This is a genomic window from Micromonospora sp. ZG13 (genome assembly GCF_059359355.1).
Genome location: NZ_JCADBQ010000007.1, coordinates 40,680 through 57,375 on the forward strand (window position 1 = coordinate 40,680; position 16,696 = coordinate 57,375).

The 16,696-nt window shown below is 75.3% G+C and carries 18 protein-coding genes and 1 pseudogene; 15 read left to right on the forward strand and 4 right to left on the reverse strand.

The window, feature by feature from the left end:
* The first annotated feature begins 19 nt into the window (after positions 1 to 19).
* The 4 genes from AC5L34_RS16680 (at position 20) to AC5L34_RS16695 (ending at position 5,891) form a co-directional block, all read left to right on the forward strand.
* Positions 20 to 1,834 carry an ABC transporter ATP-binding protein gene (locus tag AC5L34_RS16680; RefSeq protein ID WP_441177487.1) on the forward strand — a complete coding sequence of 605 codons (1,815 nt, stop codon included), beginning with the start codon at positions 20 to 22 and terminating at the stop codon, positions 1,832 to 1,834.
* Positions 1,835 to 1,930: 96 nt separating this feature from the next.
* Positions 1,931 to 4,222, forward strand: a complete 2,292-nt coding sequence (gene secA2, locus AC5L34_RS16685; protein WP_101409544.1) for an accessory Sec system translocase SecA2 — start codon at positions 1,931 to 1,933, stop codon at positions 4,220 to 4,222.
* A 184-nt stretch (positions 4,223 to 4,406) separates the two neighbouring features.
* The gene (locus AC5L34_RS16690) at positions 4,407 to 5,147 is read left to right on the forward strand and encodes a GAF and ANTAR domain-containing protein (protein WP_441177486.1); all 741 of its coding nucleotides are present in this window, start codon (positions 4,407 to 4,409) and stop codon (positions 5,145 to 5,147) included.
* A gap of 240 nt (positions 5,148 to 5,387) precedes the next feature.
* Positions 5,388 to 5,891, forward strand: a complete 504-nt coding sequence (locus AC5L34_RS16695) for a DUF2231 domain-containing protein (RefSeq protein WP_441177485.1) — start codon at positions 5,388 to 5,390, stop codon at positions 5,889 to 5,891.
* A 4-nt stretch (positions 5,892 to 5,895) separates the two neighbouring features.
* On the opposite strand, the gene AC5L34_RS16700 is transcribed toward AC5L34_RS16695, so the two are convergent.
* Complete coding sequence (locus AC5L34_RS16700; RefSeq protein ID WP_441177484.1) at positions 5,896 to 6,852, reverse strand: DUF3500 domain-containing protein; 957 nt, start codon at positions 6,850 to 6,852, stop codon at positions 5,896 to 5,898.
* A gap of 88 nt (positions 6,853 to 6,940) precedes the next feature.
* The gene (locus AC5L34_RS16705; protein ID WP_441177507.1) at positions 6,941 to 7,294 is read right to left on the reverse strand and encodes an ankyrin repeat domain-containing protein; all 354 of its coding nucleotides are present in this window, start codon (positions 7,292 to 7,294) and stop codon (positions 6,941 to 6,943) included.
* 109 nt (positions 7,295 to 7,403) lie between these two features.
* Here AC5L34_RS16705 and AC5L34_RS16710 point away from each other — a divergent pair, with 109 nt between their 5' ends.
* The 9 genes from AC5L34_RS16710 to AC5L34_RS16750 all read left to right on the forward strand — a co-directional run bounded on the left by AC5L34_RS16710 (position 7,404) and on the right by AC5L34_RS16750 (position 13,460).
* Positions 7,404 to 7,781, forward strand: a complete 378-nt coding sequence (locus tag AC5L34_RS16710; protein ID WP_441177483.1) for a cupin domain-containing protein — start codon at positions 7,404 to 7,406, stop codon at positions 7,779 to 7,781.
* Between the two features lie 98 nt (positions 7,782 to 7,879).
* The gene (locus AC5L34_RS16715) at positions 7,880 to 8,335 is read left to right on the forward strand and encodes a cysteine dioxygenase (RefSeq protein WP_494825804.1); all 456 of its coding nucleotides are present in this window, start codon (positions 7,880 to 7,882) and stop codon (positions 8,333 to 8,335) included.
* Between the two features lie 112 nt (positions 8,336 to 8,447).
* Positions 8,448 to 8,942, forward strand: coding sequence for a rhodanese-like domain-containing protein (locus tag AC5L34_RS16720; RefSeq protein ID WP_494825806.1), 495 nt, complete (start codon positions 8,448 to 8,450; stop codon positions 8,940 to 8,942).
* A 49-nt stretch (positions 8,943 to 8,991) separates the two neighbouring features.
* Complete coding sequence (locus AC5L34_RS16725; protein ID WP_441177480.1) at positions 8,992 to 9,543, forward strand: winged helix-turn-helix domain-containing protein; 552 nt, start codon at positions 8,992 to 8,994, stop codon at positions 9,541 to 9,543.
* Positions 9,544 to 9,928: 385 nt separating this feature from the next.
* Positions 9,929 to 10,531: a winged helix-turn-helix domain-containing protein gene (locus AC5L34_RS16730; RefSeq protein ID WP_101409549.1), complete on the forward strand. Its 603-nt coding sequence runs from the start codon at positions 9,929 to 9,931 to the stop codon at positions 10,529 to 10,531.
* 63 nt (positions 10,532 to 10,594) lie between these two features.
* On the forward strand, positions 10,595 to 11,233 hold the full coding sequence (locus AC5L34_RS16735) for a nucleoside/nucleotide kinase family protein (RefSeq protein WP_494825809.1): 639 nt from the start codon (positions 10,595 to 10,597) through the stop codon (positions 11,231 to 11,233).
* A gap of 159 nt (positions 11,234 to 11,392) precedes the next feature.
* Complete coding sequence (locus AC5L34_RS16740; RefSeq protein ID WP_089000644.1) at positions 11,393 to 11,791, forward strand: TraR/DksA family transcriptional regulator; 399 nt, start codon at positions 11,393 to 11,395, stop codon at positions 11,789 to 11,791.
* Between the two features lie 48 nt (positions 11,792 to 11,839).
* The gene (locus AC5L34_RS16745) at positions 11,840 to 12,712 is read left to right on the forward strand and encodes a DUF72 domain-containing protein (protein ID WP_441177478.1); all 873 of its coding nucleotides are present in this window, start codon (positions 11,840 to 11,842) and stop codon (positions 12,710 to 12,712) included.
* Between the two features lie 319 nt (positions 12,713 to 13,031).
* Positions 13,032 to 13,460, forward strand: a complete 429-nt coding sequence (locus AC5L34_RS16750) for a DUF2267 domain-containing protein (RefSeq protein ID WP_101409553.1) — start codon at positions 13,032 to 13,034, stop codon at positions 13,458 to 13,460.
* A 136-nt stretch (positions 13,461 to 13,596) separates the two neighbouring features.
* Here the strand turns inward: AC5L34_RS16750 and AC5L34_RS16755 are convergent, their stop codons facing one another.
* The gene (locus AC5L34_RS16755; protein ID WP_441177477.1) at positions 13,597 to 14,370 is read right to left on the reverse strand and encodes a PIG-L deacetylase family protein; all 774 of its coding nucleotides are present in this window, start codon (positions 14,368 to 14,370) and stop codon (positions 13,597 to 13,599) included.
* 256 nt (positions 14,371 to 14,626) lie between these two features.
* Between AC5L34_RS16755 and AC5L34_RS16760 the strand changes: the two are divergent.
* Positions 14,627 to 14,926: pseudogene (locus tag AC5L34_RS16760) on the forward strand (hypothetical protein); the annotation flags it as partial.
* A 75-nt stretch (positions 14,927 to 15,001) separates the two neighbouring features.
* The gene (locus tag AC5L34_RS16765; RefSeq protein ID WP_494825812.1) at positions 15,002 to 16,267 is read left to right on the forward strand and encodes a cupin domain-containing protein; all 1,266 of its coding nucleotides are present in this window, start codon (positions 15,002 to 15,004) and stop codon (positions 16,265 to 16,267) included.
* A 62-nt stretch (positions 16,268 to 16,329) separates the two neighbouring features.
* On the opposite strand, the gene AC5L34_RS16770 is transcribed toward AC5L34_RS16765, so the two are convergent.
* Complete coding sequence (locus AC5L34_RS16770; protein WP_357718275.1) at positions 16,330 to 16,686, reverse strand: YciI family protein; 357 nt, start codon at positions 16,684 to 16,686, stop codon at positions 16,330 to 16,332.
* Positions 16,687 to 16,696 lie beyond the last annotated feature (10 nt).

Here is a 16,696-nt window from a genome sequence, read left to right on the forward strand (position 1 = left end):
GGCGGATACCGTTCCAGCCATGACCGCCGACGCCGCCGTCCTGACCGCCGACGAATCCGTCCCGGCCGCCCCCGGGGGTCCCGGCGGGGGCGGAGCCGACCGGCGGGTCGGCCTCGCGGCCCTCCTGCCCTACCTGCGCGCCCACCGCGGCACCCTGGCCGTGGTGGGCGCGCTGTCGCTGGCCGGCGCGGCGGCGTCGCTGGCCCAGCCGCTGCTCACCCGCTCGGTGCTCGACGGGCTCTCCGCCAGCCGGCCCGTCGCCGGGCTGGTAGCGGCGCTGGTCGCCCTCGTGCTGGTGGGCGCGGCGCTCGGCGGCGTGCGGGACTACCTGCTGCAACGCACCGCCGAGGGGGTCGTGCTCGGCACCCGGCGGCGGCTGGCGGGGCACCTGCTGCGCCTGCCGATCGCCGAGTACGACCGCCGCCGCACGGGCGACCTGCTCTCCCGGGTCGGCTCGGACACCACCCTGCTGCGTGCCGTGGTCACCTCCGGCCTGTTCGAGGTGGTCACCGGCGCCGTGATGGTGCTCGGCGCGGCCGGGGCGATGGTCCTGCTCGACCCGGTGCTGTTCGGGGTGACCCTGCTCGGGGTGGCCGCCGGCATCGCCATCGCCGTCGCCTTCGCCCACCGGGTGCGCGGGCTGGCCCGGGCCGCCCAGGAACGCATCGGCGAGATGACCTCGGCGGTGGAGCGGGCCATCTCCGCCGCCCGCACGATCCGCGCGGCCCGGGCCGAGCGGCGCGAGGCCGACGCGATCGGCGTGAGCGCCACCCAGGCGTACGCGGCGGGGCTGCGGGTGGCCCGCGTGCAGGCGTTCGTCGGCCCGGCCAGCGGCGTCACCATCCAGGGGGCGTTCCTACTGGTCCTCGGGGTGGGCGGGGCGCGGGTGGCGGCGGGCGCCATCACCGTCGGCGACCTCGTCGCCTTCATCATGTTCCTGTTCTTCCTGGTGCTCCCGCTCGGGCAGGCGGTGCACGCCTACACCCAGTTGCAGACCGGCCTCGGCGCGCTCCAGCGGATCGAGGAGGTGCTCGCCGTGCCCGTGGAGGGGGCGGCCGACCGGCCGGCGCGCGCCCCGGCCACGGCGGCGACCGGCGGGGCCCCGGCGTCCGTCGAGTTCGACCGGGTTGGCTTCGGTTACCCCGGCGGCCCGCCGGTGCTGCGCGAGGTGAGCTTCACCGTGCCGGCCGGCACCCGCACCGCCCTGGTCGGCCCGTCCGGCGCCGGGAAGTCGACGCTGCTGGCGCTGGTCGAGCGCTTCTACGAGGTCACCGAGGGCGCGCTGCGCATCGACGGCGTCGACGTGCGGGACCTGCCCCGCGACGCGCTGCGCGCCCGGATCGGCTACGTCGAGCAGTCCGCGCCCGTGCTGGCCGGCACGCTGCGGGAGAACCTCCTGATCAGCGCGCCCGAGGCCACCGAGGCCCGGCTGCGCGCGGTGCTCGACGAGGTCAACCTCGGCCACCTCGCCGAGCGCGCCCCCGAGGGGCTGGACGTGCAGGTGGGCGAGGGCGGGGTGCTGCTCTCCGGCGGCGAGCGGCAGCGGCTGGCGATCGCCCGCGCCCTGCTGGCCGGGCCGCCGGTGCTGCTGCTTGACGAGCCGACCAGCAACCTCGACGCCCGCAACGAGGCCGCGCTGCGTCGGGCCATCGACGCGGTGGCCGCCCGGCGCACCCTGCTGATCGTGGCGCACCGCCTCTCCACCGTCGTCGACGCCGACCAGATCGTGGTGCTCGACGGCGGCCGGGTGGCGGCCACCGGTACCCACGACGAGCTCACCGGGACCAGCCCGCTCTACCGTGAGCTGGCCACCCACCAGCTCCTGGTGAGCTGAGCGGCCGGGCCCGCGAGCGGCCCGGCGGCGACACCCGCGCGGCGGCGCGCCGGGCGGGCCGCCAACGCGGGCTCCGGTCGCGTACCGTTGCCGCTCATGGGTGTGTCGCAACGCTTGAAGACCAGGTTCCGCCGGTTCCTCCAGCGCCCGGGGACGACGGTAGACCTGGGGCCGTTGGAGAAGCTGCTGCCGGCCGTCGAGGCGCGCGAGGACGAGCTGTCGGCGCTCGACGACGCCGAGCTGACCGAGGCCGCCGGCAAGGCCACGGGCTACGAGGAGATCTGCGCGATCGGCCGCGAGGCCGCCCGCCGGGGCCTCGACCAGCGGCCGTACGACGTGCAGCTGCTGGGCGCGATGGCGCTGCTCTCCGGCAAGGTCGCCGAGATGGCCACCGGTGAGGGCAAGACGCTCACCGCGACCATCGCCGCGTACGGGCACGTCCGGCTGGGCAACGGCCCGGTGCACGTGCTCACCGTCAACGACTACCTGGCCCGGCGTGACGCCCTCTGGATGGAGCCGGTCTACACCCTGCTCGGCCTGACCGTCGGCTGGGTCAACGAGGCCTCCACCCCGCAGGAGCGGCGCGACGCGTACGCCTGCGACGTCACGTACGTCTCGGTCAGCGAGGCCGGCTTCGACTACCTGCGCGACCAACTGGTCACCGACGTGGAGGACCGGGTGCAGCCGCCGCTGCGCACCGCGATCGTCGACGAGGCCGACTCGATCCTCATCGACGAGGCCCGGGTGCCGATGGTCCTCGCCGGCTCGGTCGCCGGTGAGCAGGACCCGGTGCACGCCGCCGCCGCGCAGGTGCGCGGCCTGCGCAAGGGCAAGCACTACACGGTGGCCGAGGACGGCCGCAGCGTCGCCTTCACCGCCGCCGGCCTGGCCGCCGTCGAGGCCAAGCTCGGCATCGACCTGTACGACGAGGAGCACGTCGCGCAGCTCTCGGCCGTGAACGTGGCGCTGCACGCGCACGCCCTGCTGCACCGCGACGTCGACTACATCGTCCGGGACGGCTCCGTCGAGCTGATCGACGAGATGCGCGGCCGGGTCGCCCAGCGTCGCCGCTGGCCCGACGGGCTCCAGGCGGCGGTGGAGGCCAAGGAGGGCCTCGACGCCACCGCCGAGGGCGAGGTGCTCGGCACCATCGCCGTGCAGGCGTACATCGCGCTCTATCCGAAGGTGTGCGGCATGACGGCGACGGCGGTGCTGGTCGGCGACCAGCTCCGCGAGTTCTTCGGCCTCGAGGTGGCGGTGATCCCGCCGAACACCCCGTGCGTGCGCGAGGACGAGTCGGACCGCATCTACGCCACCCGCGCGGAGAAGGACGAGGCGCTGGTCGACGAGATCAAGCGCAACCACGAGCGCGGCCGGCCGGTGCTCGTCGGCACCCTGGACGTGAAGGAGTCCGAGGGGCTGGCCGCCGGCCTCAACGCCGCCGGGGTGCCGTGCGTGGTGCTCAACGCGAAGAACGACGACGAGGAGGCGGCGATCATCGCCGAGGCCGGCGCGTACGGCGCGGTGACCGTCTCCACCCAGATGGCCGGCCGGGGCGTCGACATCCGGCTCGGCGGCAGCGACCAGGCCGACCGGGACCGGGTCGCCGAGCTGGGTGGCCTCTACGTGATCGGCAGCGGCCGGCACGACAGCCGGCGCGTCGACGACCAGCTGCGCGGCCGGGCCGGGCGGCAGGGCGACCCCGGCGGCTCGGTCTTCTTCGTCAGCCTGGAGGACGACCTGGTCGTCCGGCACGCCGGCGACGCCGTGCCCGCCTCGCCCCGGATGAACGCCGACGGCCTGGTCACCGACGACCAGGTCGAGTACGCCGTCGAGCACGCCCAGCGGGTCGCCGAGGGCGTCAACCACGAGATCCACCGCAACACCTGGCGCTACAGCGTCGTGATCGAGCAGCAGCGCAAGGCGCTCGCGGAGCGCCGGGAACGCCTGCTGACCAGCGACGTGGCGGCGCTGATGCTGCTGGACCGGGTGCCCGAGAAGGCCGGCGAGATGGACGAGGACCTGCTCGCCCGCGCCGCCCGCTCGATCGCCCTCTACCACCTCGACCGGCTCTGGGCGGAGCACCTCGCGGAGCTCTCCGAGGTACGCGAGGGCGTGCACCTGCGCGCCCTGGGCCGGCTCGACCCGCTGGACGAGTTCCACCGGGCGGCGGTGCCGGCGTTCAACAACCTCATCCCGGAGATCGAGCGGCGCACCATCGAGACCTTCGAGGAGACGGAGTTCGGCGACGACTGGGAGCCGGACGAGGCGAAGCTGGTGCGGCCGTCCGCGACCTGGACGTACCTGGTGCACGACAACCCGTTCGGCTCGGAGCTGGACCGGTTGATCGCCTCGGTGGGGCGGCGACTCAGCTCCGCGTCGCGCTGACGCGTGGGGCCCCTTCCCGCGCCTCCGGGCGCCGGGAAGGGGCCCCCTTTGCGCCGTTTCGACCCCGGTTTGCGAGGGTAGTAGGCCGGGTCCGAGGAGTCAGGAGAGACCAGACGATGGAACAGGTGACGGCGCCGGTCGGGCGTGCGGCAGCACGCGCCGGGACGGTGGGGGCAGCGCGGCGGTGAACCTGGAGACGCGGGACCTGGCGGTGGAGCGGCTCGGCGTCCTCGAGACCGCCGCCCTGCTGCGCGAGCTGACGGCCGGGCTGATCGCCGTCGACGACTTCGACGAGGCGCTGGACGCGCTGGTGCGTACGGCCCGCGACGCCGTGGCCGGCGTGAGCTGGTGCGGCTTCACGGCGCTGCGCGCCGGCGAACCGGCCGGGGTGGCGGCCTCCGACGCGCGCCTGGCGGGCCTGGACGACCTGCGGCACGGCCCGGACTCGCCGGCGATGGACGCCATCCGGCGGCGGGAGTTGGTCCTCTCCGACCGGTTGGACCGCGAGGAGCGCTGGCCGGCCTGGACGCCACGGGCCCGGGAGTTGGGTGTGCAGTCGGTGATCTCCGCCCCGGTGGACGTCGACGAGCAGGTCATCGGGTCGATCAACCTCTACGCCAATGCCGCCGACCTGCTCACCCCGGGGCACCAGCTCACCGCGATGCTGCTCGCCGAGCACGCCGGGCTGCTCCTGGCGGCGGTCCGCGACCGGGCGCGCCGGGCCGCCCAGGCCGGTGAGCTGGACGCCTCGATGCTCGGCGACGGGGTGATCGGGCAGGCCATCGGCGTGATCATGACGCAGCGTGGCTGCCCCGCCGAGGAGGCGCTCGACGTGCTGCGCAGCGCGGCGTCCGCGCTGGGCATCCCGCTGCGGGACGTCGCCGACCGGCTCGTCGCCACCGTGTCGCGCCCCCGGGACAACTGAGCCCGCCCGCCGGCGCTCCGGCCGCCACGCGGTCCTCGACGCGGGCACCGGCGGATGCCCACGTTCCGCTGGCGCCCCGGGGCCGCCGTCGCCGGGGCAGGGGCCGGCCGCTGCCGGGCAGCCCACGTGACCGGTGGGACCAGCGGGGCGATCGGGGCCGGTGGGCCGCGTGTCGTTTCGGCGTACCGGTGCCCGGGTAGCACCCTGGACTGGTGACGCGTGCCGACCTGGGGAGGAACCATGCAGAGCCGGCTGCGGGTGCAGGGGCACCCGATCCAACCGATGCTGGTGACGTTCCCGTTCGGGCTCTTCGTGAGCGCGACCGTGTTCGACCTGACCGACGTGCTCGGCGGGCCGGCCTTCCTCGGTGAGGTGGGCTACTGGACGTCCGTGGCGGCCCTGTTCGCCGCCGCGCTGGCCGCCGTGGCCGGCATGATCGACCTGTGGGACGTGCCGGTCGACCGCACCCGGCGTACGGCGATCACCTTCAACCTCGTGAACGTGGCGATGGCCGCGCTGTTCCTGGTCGCCTGCCTCGTCCGCGCGGACGCGCCGCAGCGGGGCGCCTCCGTCGTGCTGCTGCTCACCGAACTGGTGGCCCTGGGCGTCGGCGCGGTCGGCGTCTGGCTGGGCGCCCGCCTGGTGCGCCGCTTCGACGCCGGCCGCCGCTCCGAGGCCACCACCTTCGACGCGCTGAGCGGCGCCGCCGACGCCACCGTGGACCTGGCCCACCACCGCCCCTGAGGGGTCACGGGCCGGGGTGGGCCTCGGCGTGGTGGGTGGCGAGGACGTCGGTGCCGAAGTCGCTGGCCGGGCGGCGCAGGACCGTGTGGGCGTGGTTGCCGTCGTCGGTGGTGTTGTCGTACTCGATGAGCAGGTCGTCGCCCTGCACCCGGTAGTAGTGGCGCCGGCCGGGCACGGTGGGGCCGGCCCAGGCGAAGTGCAGCCGCCCCGAGTCCAGTCGGCGGGCCTCCCGGATCGCCAGCTCCGGCGGGAGCCGGTCCAGGTAGAGCGCCACGAGCTGCTCCAGCAGGGCCCGGCCGGTGGGCCCGAGCCGGTCGGCGGGCACCCCGAGCGGCTCCAGCGGGCCGTCGACGCGGGGGCGCGTGGCGCTGATGATGTCCCCGGGCGCCTCGTCGGCGACGATCGCCGCCGCCCGGCCGGCCGGGCCCATCGCGTCGAGCAGGGCGCGGGCCAGGTCCTCCTCCACGCCCAGCGGGCGGGAGACGGGGTGGCCGGCGTGCCGGACGGTGGCCGGGTTGGCGCCGAGGAAGATCGGCGCGGGGGAGACCTGGTCGGCCACCACGGTCATGTTCACCGAGAGGTGGTGCCCCTCCAGGCGCCACGCCCAGGCGTCGTCGCGGGCCGGGTCGCCGAAGACGGCCACCCAGTAGTCGCCGCTGTGCCGGCCCCGGCGCCACCCCTCCGCCCGGTCGAGCACCTCCTCCAGCGCGACGATCGCCATCGCCTGGGCGTACGCCGGTGGGCTCAGCGCGGTGGCCAGCAGCCGGTGCGCGGCCTTGCGCCCGGCGCGGTCCAGGTCGGCCAGGCAGACCCCGGGCCGGGGTCGTGGCCGGTACTCGATCCAACGGCGGGCCGCCTCGTCGTCGAACCGGTGAGTGGCCCGGTCGCGGGCGGGTTCGTCCAGCGCGGCCAACAGTGCCGTGGCGGCGGTGCGCATCTGTTCGGGCAGCGGATCATCCACCGACCCTGTATACCGGTCGCGCGCCGGACCCGCCGGGCGTCGCGGCCGTTTCCGCCCCGACGCCGGACGACGCGGGCGGCCCGTGCCGTCAGCCGGTCGGCGCTGTCAGCAGCGTGAGCATCTCGGGCAGGTCGAAGAAGCGGGCCGTCTCCACCGCCGACGGGCCGCCGTGGTGCGGGTCGGCCCCGGCGGCGAGCAGCGCCCGGACGGCCTCGGTGCTGCTGCGGAAGGTGGCGGCGGCCAGCGCCGTCTGACCCCGGTCGTTGGTCCGCGAGTGGTCGGCGCCGCGGGCGAGCAGCGCGGCGACGGTCTCGGGGTGGGCGTGGTACGCCGCCAGGATCAGCAGGGTGTCGCCCTTGTCGTTGGTCATGTCGACCGGCAGCCCGGCGTCGACGTAGTCGGCCAGTTCGGCGGTGGCGCCGTCGCGCGCCAGGTCGAACATCCGGTGCGCGAACGCCAGCGTCTCGGCGTCGAGTTCCTCACTCACCGGTCCAGGTTAGTCGGACACCGGCCTGGTACGTTGCTCGGCCGGTGTGCGGGGGAGGGGCGTGGTGGACGACAGGGTGTACGTGGGCAACGCGGGCGTCGACGGGGCGACGAACGCGGGCTGGCTGCTCGGCCACTTCATGCCTGCGGGCGAGGTACGGCACAGTGTCGACGTCGAGGTGAAGTGGGGGGTCCATCCCGCGGGCGAGACGCGTTCCCGATGGGCCACGGGCGAGCGGCGGACGGCCCTGCTGGTGCTGGTCAGCGGCCGGTTCCGGGTCGAGTTGCCGGACCGGACGGTGGTGTTGGGCGAGCCCGGCGACTACGTGGTGTGGGGGCGGGGCGTGGACCACTCCTGGTTCGCCGAGCGCGAGTCGGTGGTGCTGACCGTGCGCTGGCCGTCCGTCCCCGGCTACCGGGTGGCGCCGCCGCTGCGGCGCTGACCGCCGCCCGGAGATCCCGAGGTCTGGGATTACCTACTAAACCAATAGGGTTTGCAGCCTATGCTGGGTCGACGCTCCGTCGAACCGCGAGGACCGCCATGCCCGACCGCCGCCCGACCGATCTGCTCGCCGTCGCCCGACGCTGGGCCGCCGACCCCGCCCGCTGGCCCGTGCCGCTGCGTTTCGACCCGGCCGCCCGGTGGTACGCCCGACTGGCCCACGAGGCCGACCACGAGGTGTGGGCGTTGAGTTGGCTGCCCGGGCAGGGCACCGACCTGCACGACCACGGCGGCTGCGGCGGCGCGTTCCTGGTCGTGTCCGGAGCCCTGACCGAGGAGACGGTCGACGGGGGCGTGCTCCGCCCGCACCGGTTGCCGGCCGGCTCCGGCCGTCGGTTCGGCCCGCGACACGTGCACCTGGTGTCCAACCGGGACGACGAGCCGGCGGTGAGCGTCCACGTCTACCGGCCCGCGCTGCGCCGGATGACCAGCTACCGGCTCACCGACGGCCGGCTGCGCGTCGCCGAGGTGGCCGAGGCCGGGGTCGCCTGGTGAGCGTCACGCCGCCCCGACCGCGCCCCGGCCACCCCCGGCCCGTCCCGGCCCGTCACCGCGCCGGCCCGGCCGCCCGTACGCGTACCACCGACAACCAGTGGAGGCAACGACCATGCCGCAGACCGACGACCCAAGCGTGTGTCCGCCCCCGGTGGCGCCCCCGGGCTCCCGGGGCATCGACGAGATCCTGGCCGCCGCCCGGGCGCGCCTGCACCGGCTGGATCCGGAGAGCGCGCACCTGGCGCACCGGCGCGGCGCCCTGCTGGTCGACATCCGCCCGGCCGCCCAGCGGGCCGCCCACGGCACCGTGCCCGGCTCGCTGGTGATCGAACGCAACGTGCTGGAGTGGCGCTTCGACCCGCGCTGTCCCGCCCGGCTGCCCCAGGCGGTCGACTACGACCTGCGGGTGCTGGTCGTCTGTCAGGAGGGCTACACCTCCTCGCTGGCCGCCGCCGCCCTGAAGGACCTCGGGCTGCGCCACGCCACGGACGTCGTCGGCGGCTTCGTCGCCTGGCGGCTCGCCGGCCTGCCCGTGCTCGGCCCCACCCCGCCGCCGCCCACGCCCACCCCCGCGCCCCCGGTGACCGCCGGCCGGGCGCCGTCCTGACCCGCCACGCTCCACCGGGCGTGGCGGCACCACCGCCGCAGGAGGCTCCATGTCCGTCGTCGCCATCCCCACCCGGATCCATCCCACCGCGCGTCCCGAGCGGGTCGGGCCGGTCCGCCCGCGTACCGCACCGAGTGTCACCATCACCCTCGACCTCGCCCCGGGGCCGATGAGCCCCCGGGTGGCCCGGCTGCTGGAGCTGATCGGGGAACTCGCCGAGTCGGGGGAGGGGCGGCTCGGCCCCGGCCCCGCCGAGGACCGGCCAACGCCCCGTGCGGTGCCGGCCGCCGTCGACCCGCACGCCATCCGGATCGCCGCCGGCTCGCGGGTGGTCCACCAGGGCGCCCGCGTCATCCCGCTGACCCGCATCGAGTACGACCTGCTGCTGTTCCTGGCCGAGCAGCCCCGCCGCGTGTTCACCCGCCTGCAGTTGCTGAGCCGGGTGTGGGGCTACGAGCACGCGGTGGCGCGCACCGTCGACGTGCACGTCCGCCGGCTGCGCGCCAAGCTCGACCCGGACATGCCGGTGGTGACCACCGTCTACGGCGTCGGCTACCGCCTCGCCGACGAGGCCCGGATCGAGATCGACCCCGCCCGCTGACGGTGCCACCCGCGCGGCGTGCCCGAGACGGGGCGCGCCGCGCCGGCGCGTACGGGGACCGGTCCCGTCCCCGGTACGCCGTGCCCCTCCCGGCCCCACACGGGTGGCCCGTCGCCGCGCCGACGTGACGCGGACTCGCCCGCCCCGGCGCCACCCGTGTCGAGCACCGTGAACCGGGCGGGCACCCCCCCTATCGGGTCAACCCGGCGGCTCTGCTGTAATCATCAGGCCTCGTACGCAGAGCGAGCATCCGGCTCCGATGCGTTCGTCAATTGTCACATTCATGCAACGCAGCCGCCCCTTGACCCTCGCCCGGGCGCCGGGAAGCATCGATGGAGCGGCGTCCCGGGCCGTGGGGAGATACCCGGACCAGCCAAGGAGGACCATGTCGGTCAGCCCCGCCTCGTCGCGCGCCGGATGGCATACGTCCCAGCCTGCTGTTCCCGGTCGCCCCCCGGGCGGCCAGCGTCGCCCCGCCAACACCGCCGCCCCGATGCTCACGGTGACCCTGAACATCCCGCTGGCGTCCGAGGAGTCGCTGACCCCGCCGGCCCGGCGGCTGCTCGAGGCCGCCCGGGAGATGCTGGAACGCGGCGAGGGCACCATCATCACGGCCACCGTCGAACGCCGCCCGGACCCGGTGCCCGCCGGCCGCGCGCCGTCGCGCGCCGTCGCCGCCACGATCCCCACCCTGCACATTCTCGCCTCGTCGCGGTCGGTGCTGCGCGACGGCGAGCCGTTGCCGCTGACCCGGCTGGAGTTCGACCTGTTGCTGCACCTCGTCGCCCACCCCCGCCGGGTGTTCACCCGGTTGCAGCTGCTCAACGCGGTCTGGGGCTACGAGCACGCCGGCGTGCGCACCGTCGACGTGCACGTCCGCCGGCTGCGCGGCAAGGTCGGTGTCGACGTCCCGCTGGTCACGACCGTCTACGGCGTCGGCTACCGTCTCGCCGACGACGCCCGCGTGACCATCGACCGCAACGGCTGACCGCCGCCCGCCGCGCGACCGTCTCCCACCGTGCCGGCCCGCCCGGCGGGGCACCATGGTCGGATGCGCATCCGCCCCATCACCCCGCAGCGGCTCGTCACCGAGCTGACCGAGCGCCTCGCCGGCACCGACGTCCCCGGCCGGCTGCGGGTGGCCGTGGACGGGGCCCCGGCGGCCCGCCCGGACGACCTCGCCGCCGCGCTGGTCGACCCGCTGCGCGCGCTCGGCCGGCCGGCGCTGCACGTACGGGCCGCCGACTTCCTCCGCCCCGCCTCGGTGCGGCTGGAGTACGGCCGCACCAACCCCGACGCGTTCTACGAGGGGTGGGTCGACGAGCAGGGGCTGCGCCGGGAGGTGCTCGACCCGGCCGGGCCCGAGGGCTCCGGGCGGGTGCTGCCCTCGCTGTGGGACGCCGCCGCCGACCGGTCGAGCCGCGCCGCGTACGTCGATCTGCCGCCCGGGGGCGTCGTGCTGGTCAGCGGGGCGCTGCTGCTCGGCGGCGGCCTGCCCTTCGACGTCACGGTCCACCTGGTGCTCTCCCCGGCGGCCCTGGCCCGACGCACCGACCCGGCGCTGCGGTGGACGCTGCCCGCCTTCGCCCGGTACGCCGACGAGGTCGCCCCGGCCACGTTCGCCGACGTGGTGGTCCGCGCCGACGATCCACGGCACCCGGCGCTGGTGGAGTTCCCCCGGTCGCCCTGACGCCGCGCCCCGACGAAAAATCGTCGGTTTGACCGTCGGTGCGGTGGGGTATTCGCCCGGCTCACAGAGCGCGGGTGATCCGCCCGCGCGCAGACCACCACGGCGCTGGGCGCACGAACCGGTGCCCCGGCGGATTTCAGGCCAGAAAGGCAGGCAGCGATGCTCGTCCACGACACGATCGGTACGGGCCGGTCCCAGGCGGAGATCGACCAGATCCGGCGCTCCCTGCAGGCCCGCTACGACGAGCTGTCCGCGGAGTACGAGCAGGCGGTGCTCCAGAGCCAGGTGCTGCGGCTGGTGGAGGTCGGCGACACCGCCGGCGACGACCAGGCCGACAGCGGCACCAAGACGGCCGAGCGGGACACCGCGCAGTCCCTGCTGCGCACCATCCTCGACCGCCGCGCCCAGTACGAGCACGCCCTCACCCGGCTGGAGGAGGGCACCTACGGCTTCTGCGAGGGCTGCACCTCGGCCATCCCGGTGGAGCGGCTGGAGATCTTCCCCTCCGCCACCACCTGCGTGCAGTGCAAGCAGAACCGGGAGCGCCGGGCGGCCTGACACCGCCCACGGCCGACGGTCGGTCCGGAAACGCGGTGAGGTCGAGCCATGGGTGCGATCAAGGTGGGCACCGCCTCCTGGACCGACCGGACGCTGCTGGACTCCGGCTGGTACCCGCAGACGGCCGACGATCCCGAGAAGCGGCTGGCGTACTACGCCCGGCAGTTCCCGCTGGTCGAGGTGGACGCCACCTACTACTCGCCGCCCGCCGAACGCACGGCGAGACTGTGGGCCGAGCGCACCCCGGCCGGCTTCACCTTCAACGTCAAGGCGTTCAGCCTGCTCACCGGGCACCCCACCCGACCCGGCGCGCTCTACAAGGACCTGCGACCGGAGACGGACAAGAAGAACCTCTACCCGGACGACCTGCCGTCGCAGGCGTACGAGGAGGTCTGGACGCGCTTCCTGGCCGCCCTGGACCCGCTCGTGGCGGCGGGCAAGCTCGGCGCGCTGCTGTTCCAGTTCCCGCCCTGGTTCACCATCAGGCGGGACAACAAGCAGTACCTGCTGGAGGTGGCGAAGCGGTGCGCCCCGCTGCGCCCCGTCTACGAGTTCCGGCACGCCTCCTGGTTCGACGGCGACAACGCCGACGAGACCCTGGCCTTCCTGCGCGAGCACCGGCTCGCGTACGTCTGCGTGGACATGCCGCAGGGGCACCGCTCGTCGGTGCCCCCGGTGCTGGCCGCCACCGCGGACCTGGCGGTGGTCCGCTTCCACGGGCACAGCGACAAGTGGACCAGCCGGGACATCCACGAGAAGTTCGGCTACCGCTACTCCGACCGGGAGTTGCGCGACTGGGCGCCGAAGCTGCGCGAGCTGGCCGACTCCACCGGTGAGACCCACGTGCTCATGAACAACTGCTACCGCGACTTCGCGCAGACCAACGCCGCGACCCTCGCCGGGCTCCTCGACGCGGACTGAGGGCGGCGCCGTGTACCGGCCGGCGTTTCACCCCGCCCGGGTGAGGGCCGCTCACCCCGTCGCCGCGCAGCATGGACGGTGCGTGCGGTCCACCGTGGCCGCGAGAAGGCGACACCAGGGAGGTGGCTGGAGATGACGGTTCGGGTGGTACCGGGTCGACGGCCCGGCGCCGTGCTGCACGTCGTCGGCTCGTCCGCCGACACCCGGTGGGCGCCGCGTCCCGTCCGGGGCGGCCCGACCCGGCAGCCGCGTGGCCCGGCGGGGCCGCCGCGACGGGACGACGACCGACGCTGGGAGACCGACGTACGGGGGTGGACAGATGGCTGAGCAGCTTCATTCCGCGTTCGAGTCCTCGATGGACAAGACCAACCTGATCCTCAAGGACATCGAGCAGGCCTACGGCTGGCCCAAGGAGCAACGCAACCAGTCCTACTGCGCGCTGCGCACCGTGCTGCACCTGCTGCGCGACCGGATGCCGGTGCAGGAGAGCGTGGAGTTCGCCGCGCAACTGCCGGTGCTGGTGCGCGGGATCTACTTCGACGGCTGGAAGCCGTCGGACGTGCCGATCAAGCTCAACCGGGACGACTTCCTGCTGGAGGTCCGGCAGGGCTTCCCGTACGACGTGGAGGGCGGCCCGGAGCGCGTGGTGCAGGTGGTGCTGGACACCCTGCGCCGGCACGTCACCCAGGGCGAGTGGGACGACGTGAAGGCCACGATGCCCCGGGACCTGGCGAAGATCATTCCCTGACCCGCCGCTCGTCCGCGACGGCCCGCGCCACCCCGCGGTGGGGCGGGCCGCGTGCCGTTCAGGCCGGCGTCGTCAAAGGAGACGCTGGTCGCGGTGTAGCCACCGGCGAGTTGCCGAGCAGGATCATCCGCCGCCCCTACGCGTCGACGTGGAAGACCTCGAAGGCCGCGCCGTGGCGCACACCCAGCCGGGTGCCGACCGGGCGGCTCAGCCCTTCGAGGAACTCCTCGGCGTCGAAGCTGCCGTCGCCCAGCCCGGTCAGGTACGCGTCGTGCGCCCGCAGGGAGGCCACGCCCCGCTCGAAGGTGTCGGTGACGTCCACCCCGTGCGCGGCCAGGGGCGAGGAGGCGGCCCAGACCTGGCGCACCCCGTTCCACGGCTCGACGCCGTCGACGAGCTGTTCCGGGAAGACCCACCGGTTGCCGGCGTCGCGGACGGCGTCCAGCGCCGCCCGGCCGGTGGCGATGTGGTCGGCCTGGTTCAGCGCGTACGCGCCGTCCCAGGTGTCGCGGAAGTTGTTGGTGATGACGATCTCGGGGCGGTGCCGGCGGACCACCCCGGCCAGGGCGCGACGCAGCGGCACACCGTACTCGAGGACACCGTCGGGCAGGCCGAGGAACTCCACGGTCCGTACGCCGACCAGGGCGGCCGACTCGCGCTGCTCGCGCTCCCGCACCTGCCTGGCCCGCGGCGGGGGCATCGCGTCGATGCCGGCCTCGCCGCTGGTGACGAGGCAGTAGACGACCTGCTTGCCCTGCCCCGTCCAGCGGGCCACCGCCGCGGCGGCGCCGAACTCCAGGTCGTCGGGGTGCGCCACGACAGCCAGCGCACGCTGCCACTGCTCCGTCACCGGTTCCAGCGGGCGCGGCCCGGTCTCGTCGGTCATCGTCACCTCCCGGTCGAGGACCATCCTGTCACCGTCCGCGCCGGCGCGCGGCGCGGCGGCGTCGACCCCGGCCGGGATGCCCGGCGCCGACGGCTCCGCAACGCGCCCACGCGCCGCCGCCGCCGTGCCTTCCGGCGGCCCGGGCCGGGCGCGGCGAACCGCCGGTGTGAACCGGAACGGGCGTCTACGGTGGGGTTAGAGAAGATCGCGTGTGGGGTACCACCCGCTGCACGACGGACCCCGGCCCAACGGCGGGGCGGCACATCCCTAGGGAGCACCGATGGCACTCAACGACGACGACATGCAGACCACCAGCGGCGGCGGCCTCGAGGGCCCGGCGGACGGTGGCGCGACCCCGGGCCACCAGGACGGTGGCGCCGATGGTGGCGCGGAGGGCCCCGCCGACGGCGGTGCGACCCCGGGCCAGCAGGACGGTGGCGCCGATGGTGGCGCGGAGGGCCCCGCCGACGGTGGCGCGACCCCGGGCCAGCAGGACGGTGGCGCCGATGGTGGCGCGGAGGGCCCCGCCGACGGTGGCGCGACCCCGGGCCAGCAGGACGGTGGCGCCGATGGTGGCGCGGAGGGCCCCGCCGACGGTGGCGCGACCCCGGGCCAGCACGACGGTGGCGCCGACGGCAGCGCCTGACGGATCGCCATGACCGACATCGACCCGCCGGGCGGCGACCGCCGCCCGGCGGCTCCGTCCGAGGCCGCCGCCGCGCTCGCCCGCTGCGTGTCGGTCGAGCCGGCGAAGTTCGCCGCCGCCCACTGGGGACGCACGCCGCTGCTCTCGCGCGCCGACGAGCTGCCCAACCGGGCCGGCTTCACCGACCTGCTCAGCCCCGCCGACGCCGACGAGCTGCTCAGCCGCCGCGGCCTGCGTACCCCGTTCCTGCGGATCGCCAAGGACGGCCAGCTCGTGCCGGCGGCCCGCTTCACCGGCGGCGGCGGCGCCGGTGCCGAGATCGGCGACCAGGTGCTCGACGAGCGGGTGCTGGAGCTGTACGCCGGCGGCGCCACCCTCGTCCTGCAGGGCCTGCACCGCACCTGGCCGGCCCTGGTCGACTTCGCCCGCGAACTCGGCACCGCCGTCGGGCAGCCGTTGCAGGTCAACGCCTACCTGACCCCCGCCGGCAGCCAGGGCTTCGCCACCCACTACGACACCCACGACGTCTTCGTCCTCCAGGTCGACGGCCGCAAGCACTGGCGGATCCACCCGCCGGTGCTGCCCGACCCGCTGGAGAGGCAGCCGTGGGGCGGCCGGGCCGACGAGGTCGCCGCCACCGCCGACGGGCCCGCCGCGCTGGACGTGGTGCTCGCCCCCGGCGACGCGCTCTACCTGCCGCGCGGCTGGCTGCACAGCGCGCAGGCACAGGAGTCCAGCTCACTGCACCTGACCGTCGGCGTCCGGGCGCTGACCCGCTACGCCATGGTGGAGGAACTGCTCGCTCTCGCCGCCGAGGACCAGCGGCTGCGCGCCACCCTGCCGTTCGGCACCGACGTCGCCGACCCCGACGCGATCGAACCGGAGCTGACCGAGACGGTGGAGGCACTGCGGGACTGGCTGCTGCGGGCCGATCCGGCGGCGGTCGCCGCCCGGCTGCGGCAGCGGGCCTGGCCGGCCGCCCGGCCCGCGCCCATCCGGCCCCTGGCCCAGGCCGCCGCGCTCGCGGCGCTGGACGTCGACGCCCGGCTCGCCCCGCGACCCGGCCTGCGGTGGCAGCTCACGCCGCGCGGCGACCGGGTCGCGCTGGTGCTGTCCGACCGCACGATCACCCTGCCCGCGTCGTGCGCGCCGGCCGTGCGCGCCCTGCTCGACGGCACCGTGCGCGTCGGCGACCTGCCGGGTCTCGACGACGACGCCGACCGGCTCACCCTGGCCCGCCGCCTCCTGCGCGAGGCGGTGCTGGTCCCCGCCTGAGCACACGAACCGGGCCGGGCCGTCCGCGGCCCGGCCCGGCGGTGTGCCGTGGGAGGGCCGCTTCAGGTGGGGTTGACCTCCGTGACCGGGCGGACCTCGATCGGCAGGGTGGTCGCCCGGGACAGCTTCTCCGCCCAGCCCAGCGCCGCGTCCAGGTCCGGCGCGGCGATCACGGTGAAGCCGCCGGGGTGCTCCTTGCCCTCGGCGTACGGGCCGTCCGTCAGCGACGTGCCGTCGTCGTCGACCCGGACCACCCGGGCGGTGTGCGCCAGGTCCAGTTCGGCGCGGAAGACCCAGGCACCCGCGCTGCGCATCTCTTCGTTGACGGCCTTGACGTCGCGCAGGATCGGTTCGAGGAACTCCGGCGGCGGCGGGCTGTCCCTGTCGGGCTGGATCACGTTGAGCACGAAGTTGGGCATCGTACGCTCC

Bases quoted from the DNA above. Each gene is read 5' to 3' on its own strand.
- AC5L34_RS16680 (WP_441177487.1), top strand. From the start codon at position 20: ATGACCGCCGACGCCGCCGTCCTGACCGCCGACGAATCCGTCCCGGCC.
- secA2 (WP_101409544.1), top strand. From the start codon at position 1,931: ATGGGTGTGTCGCAACGCTTGAAGACCAGGTTCCGCCGGTTCCTCCAG.
- AC5L34_RS16695 (WP_441177485.1), top strand. From the start codon at position 5,388: ATGCAGAGCCGGCTGCGGGTGCAGGGGCACCCGATCCAACCGATGCTG.
- AC5L34_RS16705 (WP_441177507.1), bottom strand. From the start codon at position 7,294: ATGTTCGACCTGGCGCGCGACGGCGCCACCGCCGAACTGGCCGACTAC.
- AC5L34_RS16715 (WP_494825804.1), top strand. From the start codon at position 7,880: ATGCCCGACCGCCGCCCGACCGATCTGCTCGCCGTCGCCCGACGCTGG.
- AC5L34_RS16720 (WP_494825806.1), top strand. From the start codon at position 8,448: ATGCCGCAGACCGACGACCCAAGCGTGTGTCCGCCCCCGGTGGCGCCC.
- AC5L34_RS16725 (WP_441177480.1), top strand. From the start codon at position 8,992: ATGTCCGTCGTCGCCATCCCCACCCGGATCCATCCCACCGCGCGTCCC.
- AC5L34_RS16730 (WP_101409549.1), top strand. From the start codon at position 9,929: ATGTCGGTCAGCCCCGCCTCGTCGCGCGCCGGATGGCATACGTCCCAG.
- AC5L34_RS16735 (WP_494825809.1), top strand. From the start codon at position 10,595: ATGCGCATCCGCCCCATCACCCCGCAGCGGCTCGTCACCGAGCTGACC.
- AC5L34_RS16740 (WP_089000644.1), top strand. From the start codon at position 11,393: ATGCTCGTCCACGACACGATCGGTACGGGCCGGTCCCAGGCGGAGATC.
- AC5L34_RS16745 (WP_441177478.1), top strand. From the start codon at position 11,840: ATGGGTGCGATCAAGGTGGGCACCGCCTCCTGGACCGACCGGACGCTG.
- AC5L34_RS16750 (WP_101409553.1), top strand. From the start codon at position 13,032: ATGGCTGAGCAGCTTCATTCCGCGTTCGAGTCCTCGATGGACAAGACC.
- AC5L34_RS16755 (WP_441177477.1), bottom strand. From the start codon at position 14,370: ATGGTCCTCGACCGGGAGGTGACGATGACCGACGAGACCGGGCCGCGC.
- AC5L34_RS16765 (WP_494825812.1), top strand. From the start codon at position 15,002: ATGACCGACATCGACCCGCCGGGCGGCGACCGCCGCCCGGCGGCTCCG.
- AC5L34_RS16770 (WP_357718275.1), bottom strand. From the start codon at position 16,686: ATGCCCAACTTCGTGCTCAACGTGATCCAGCCCGACAGGGACAGCCCG.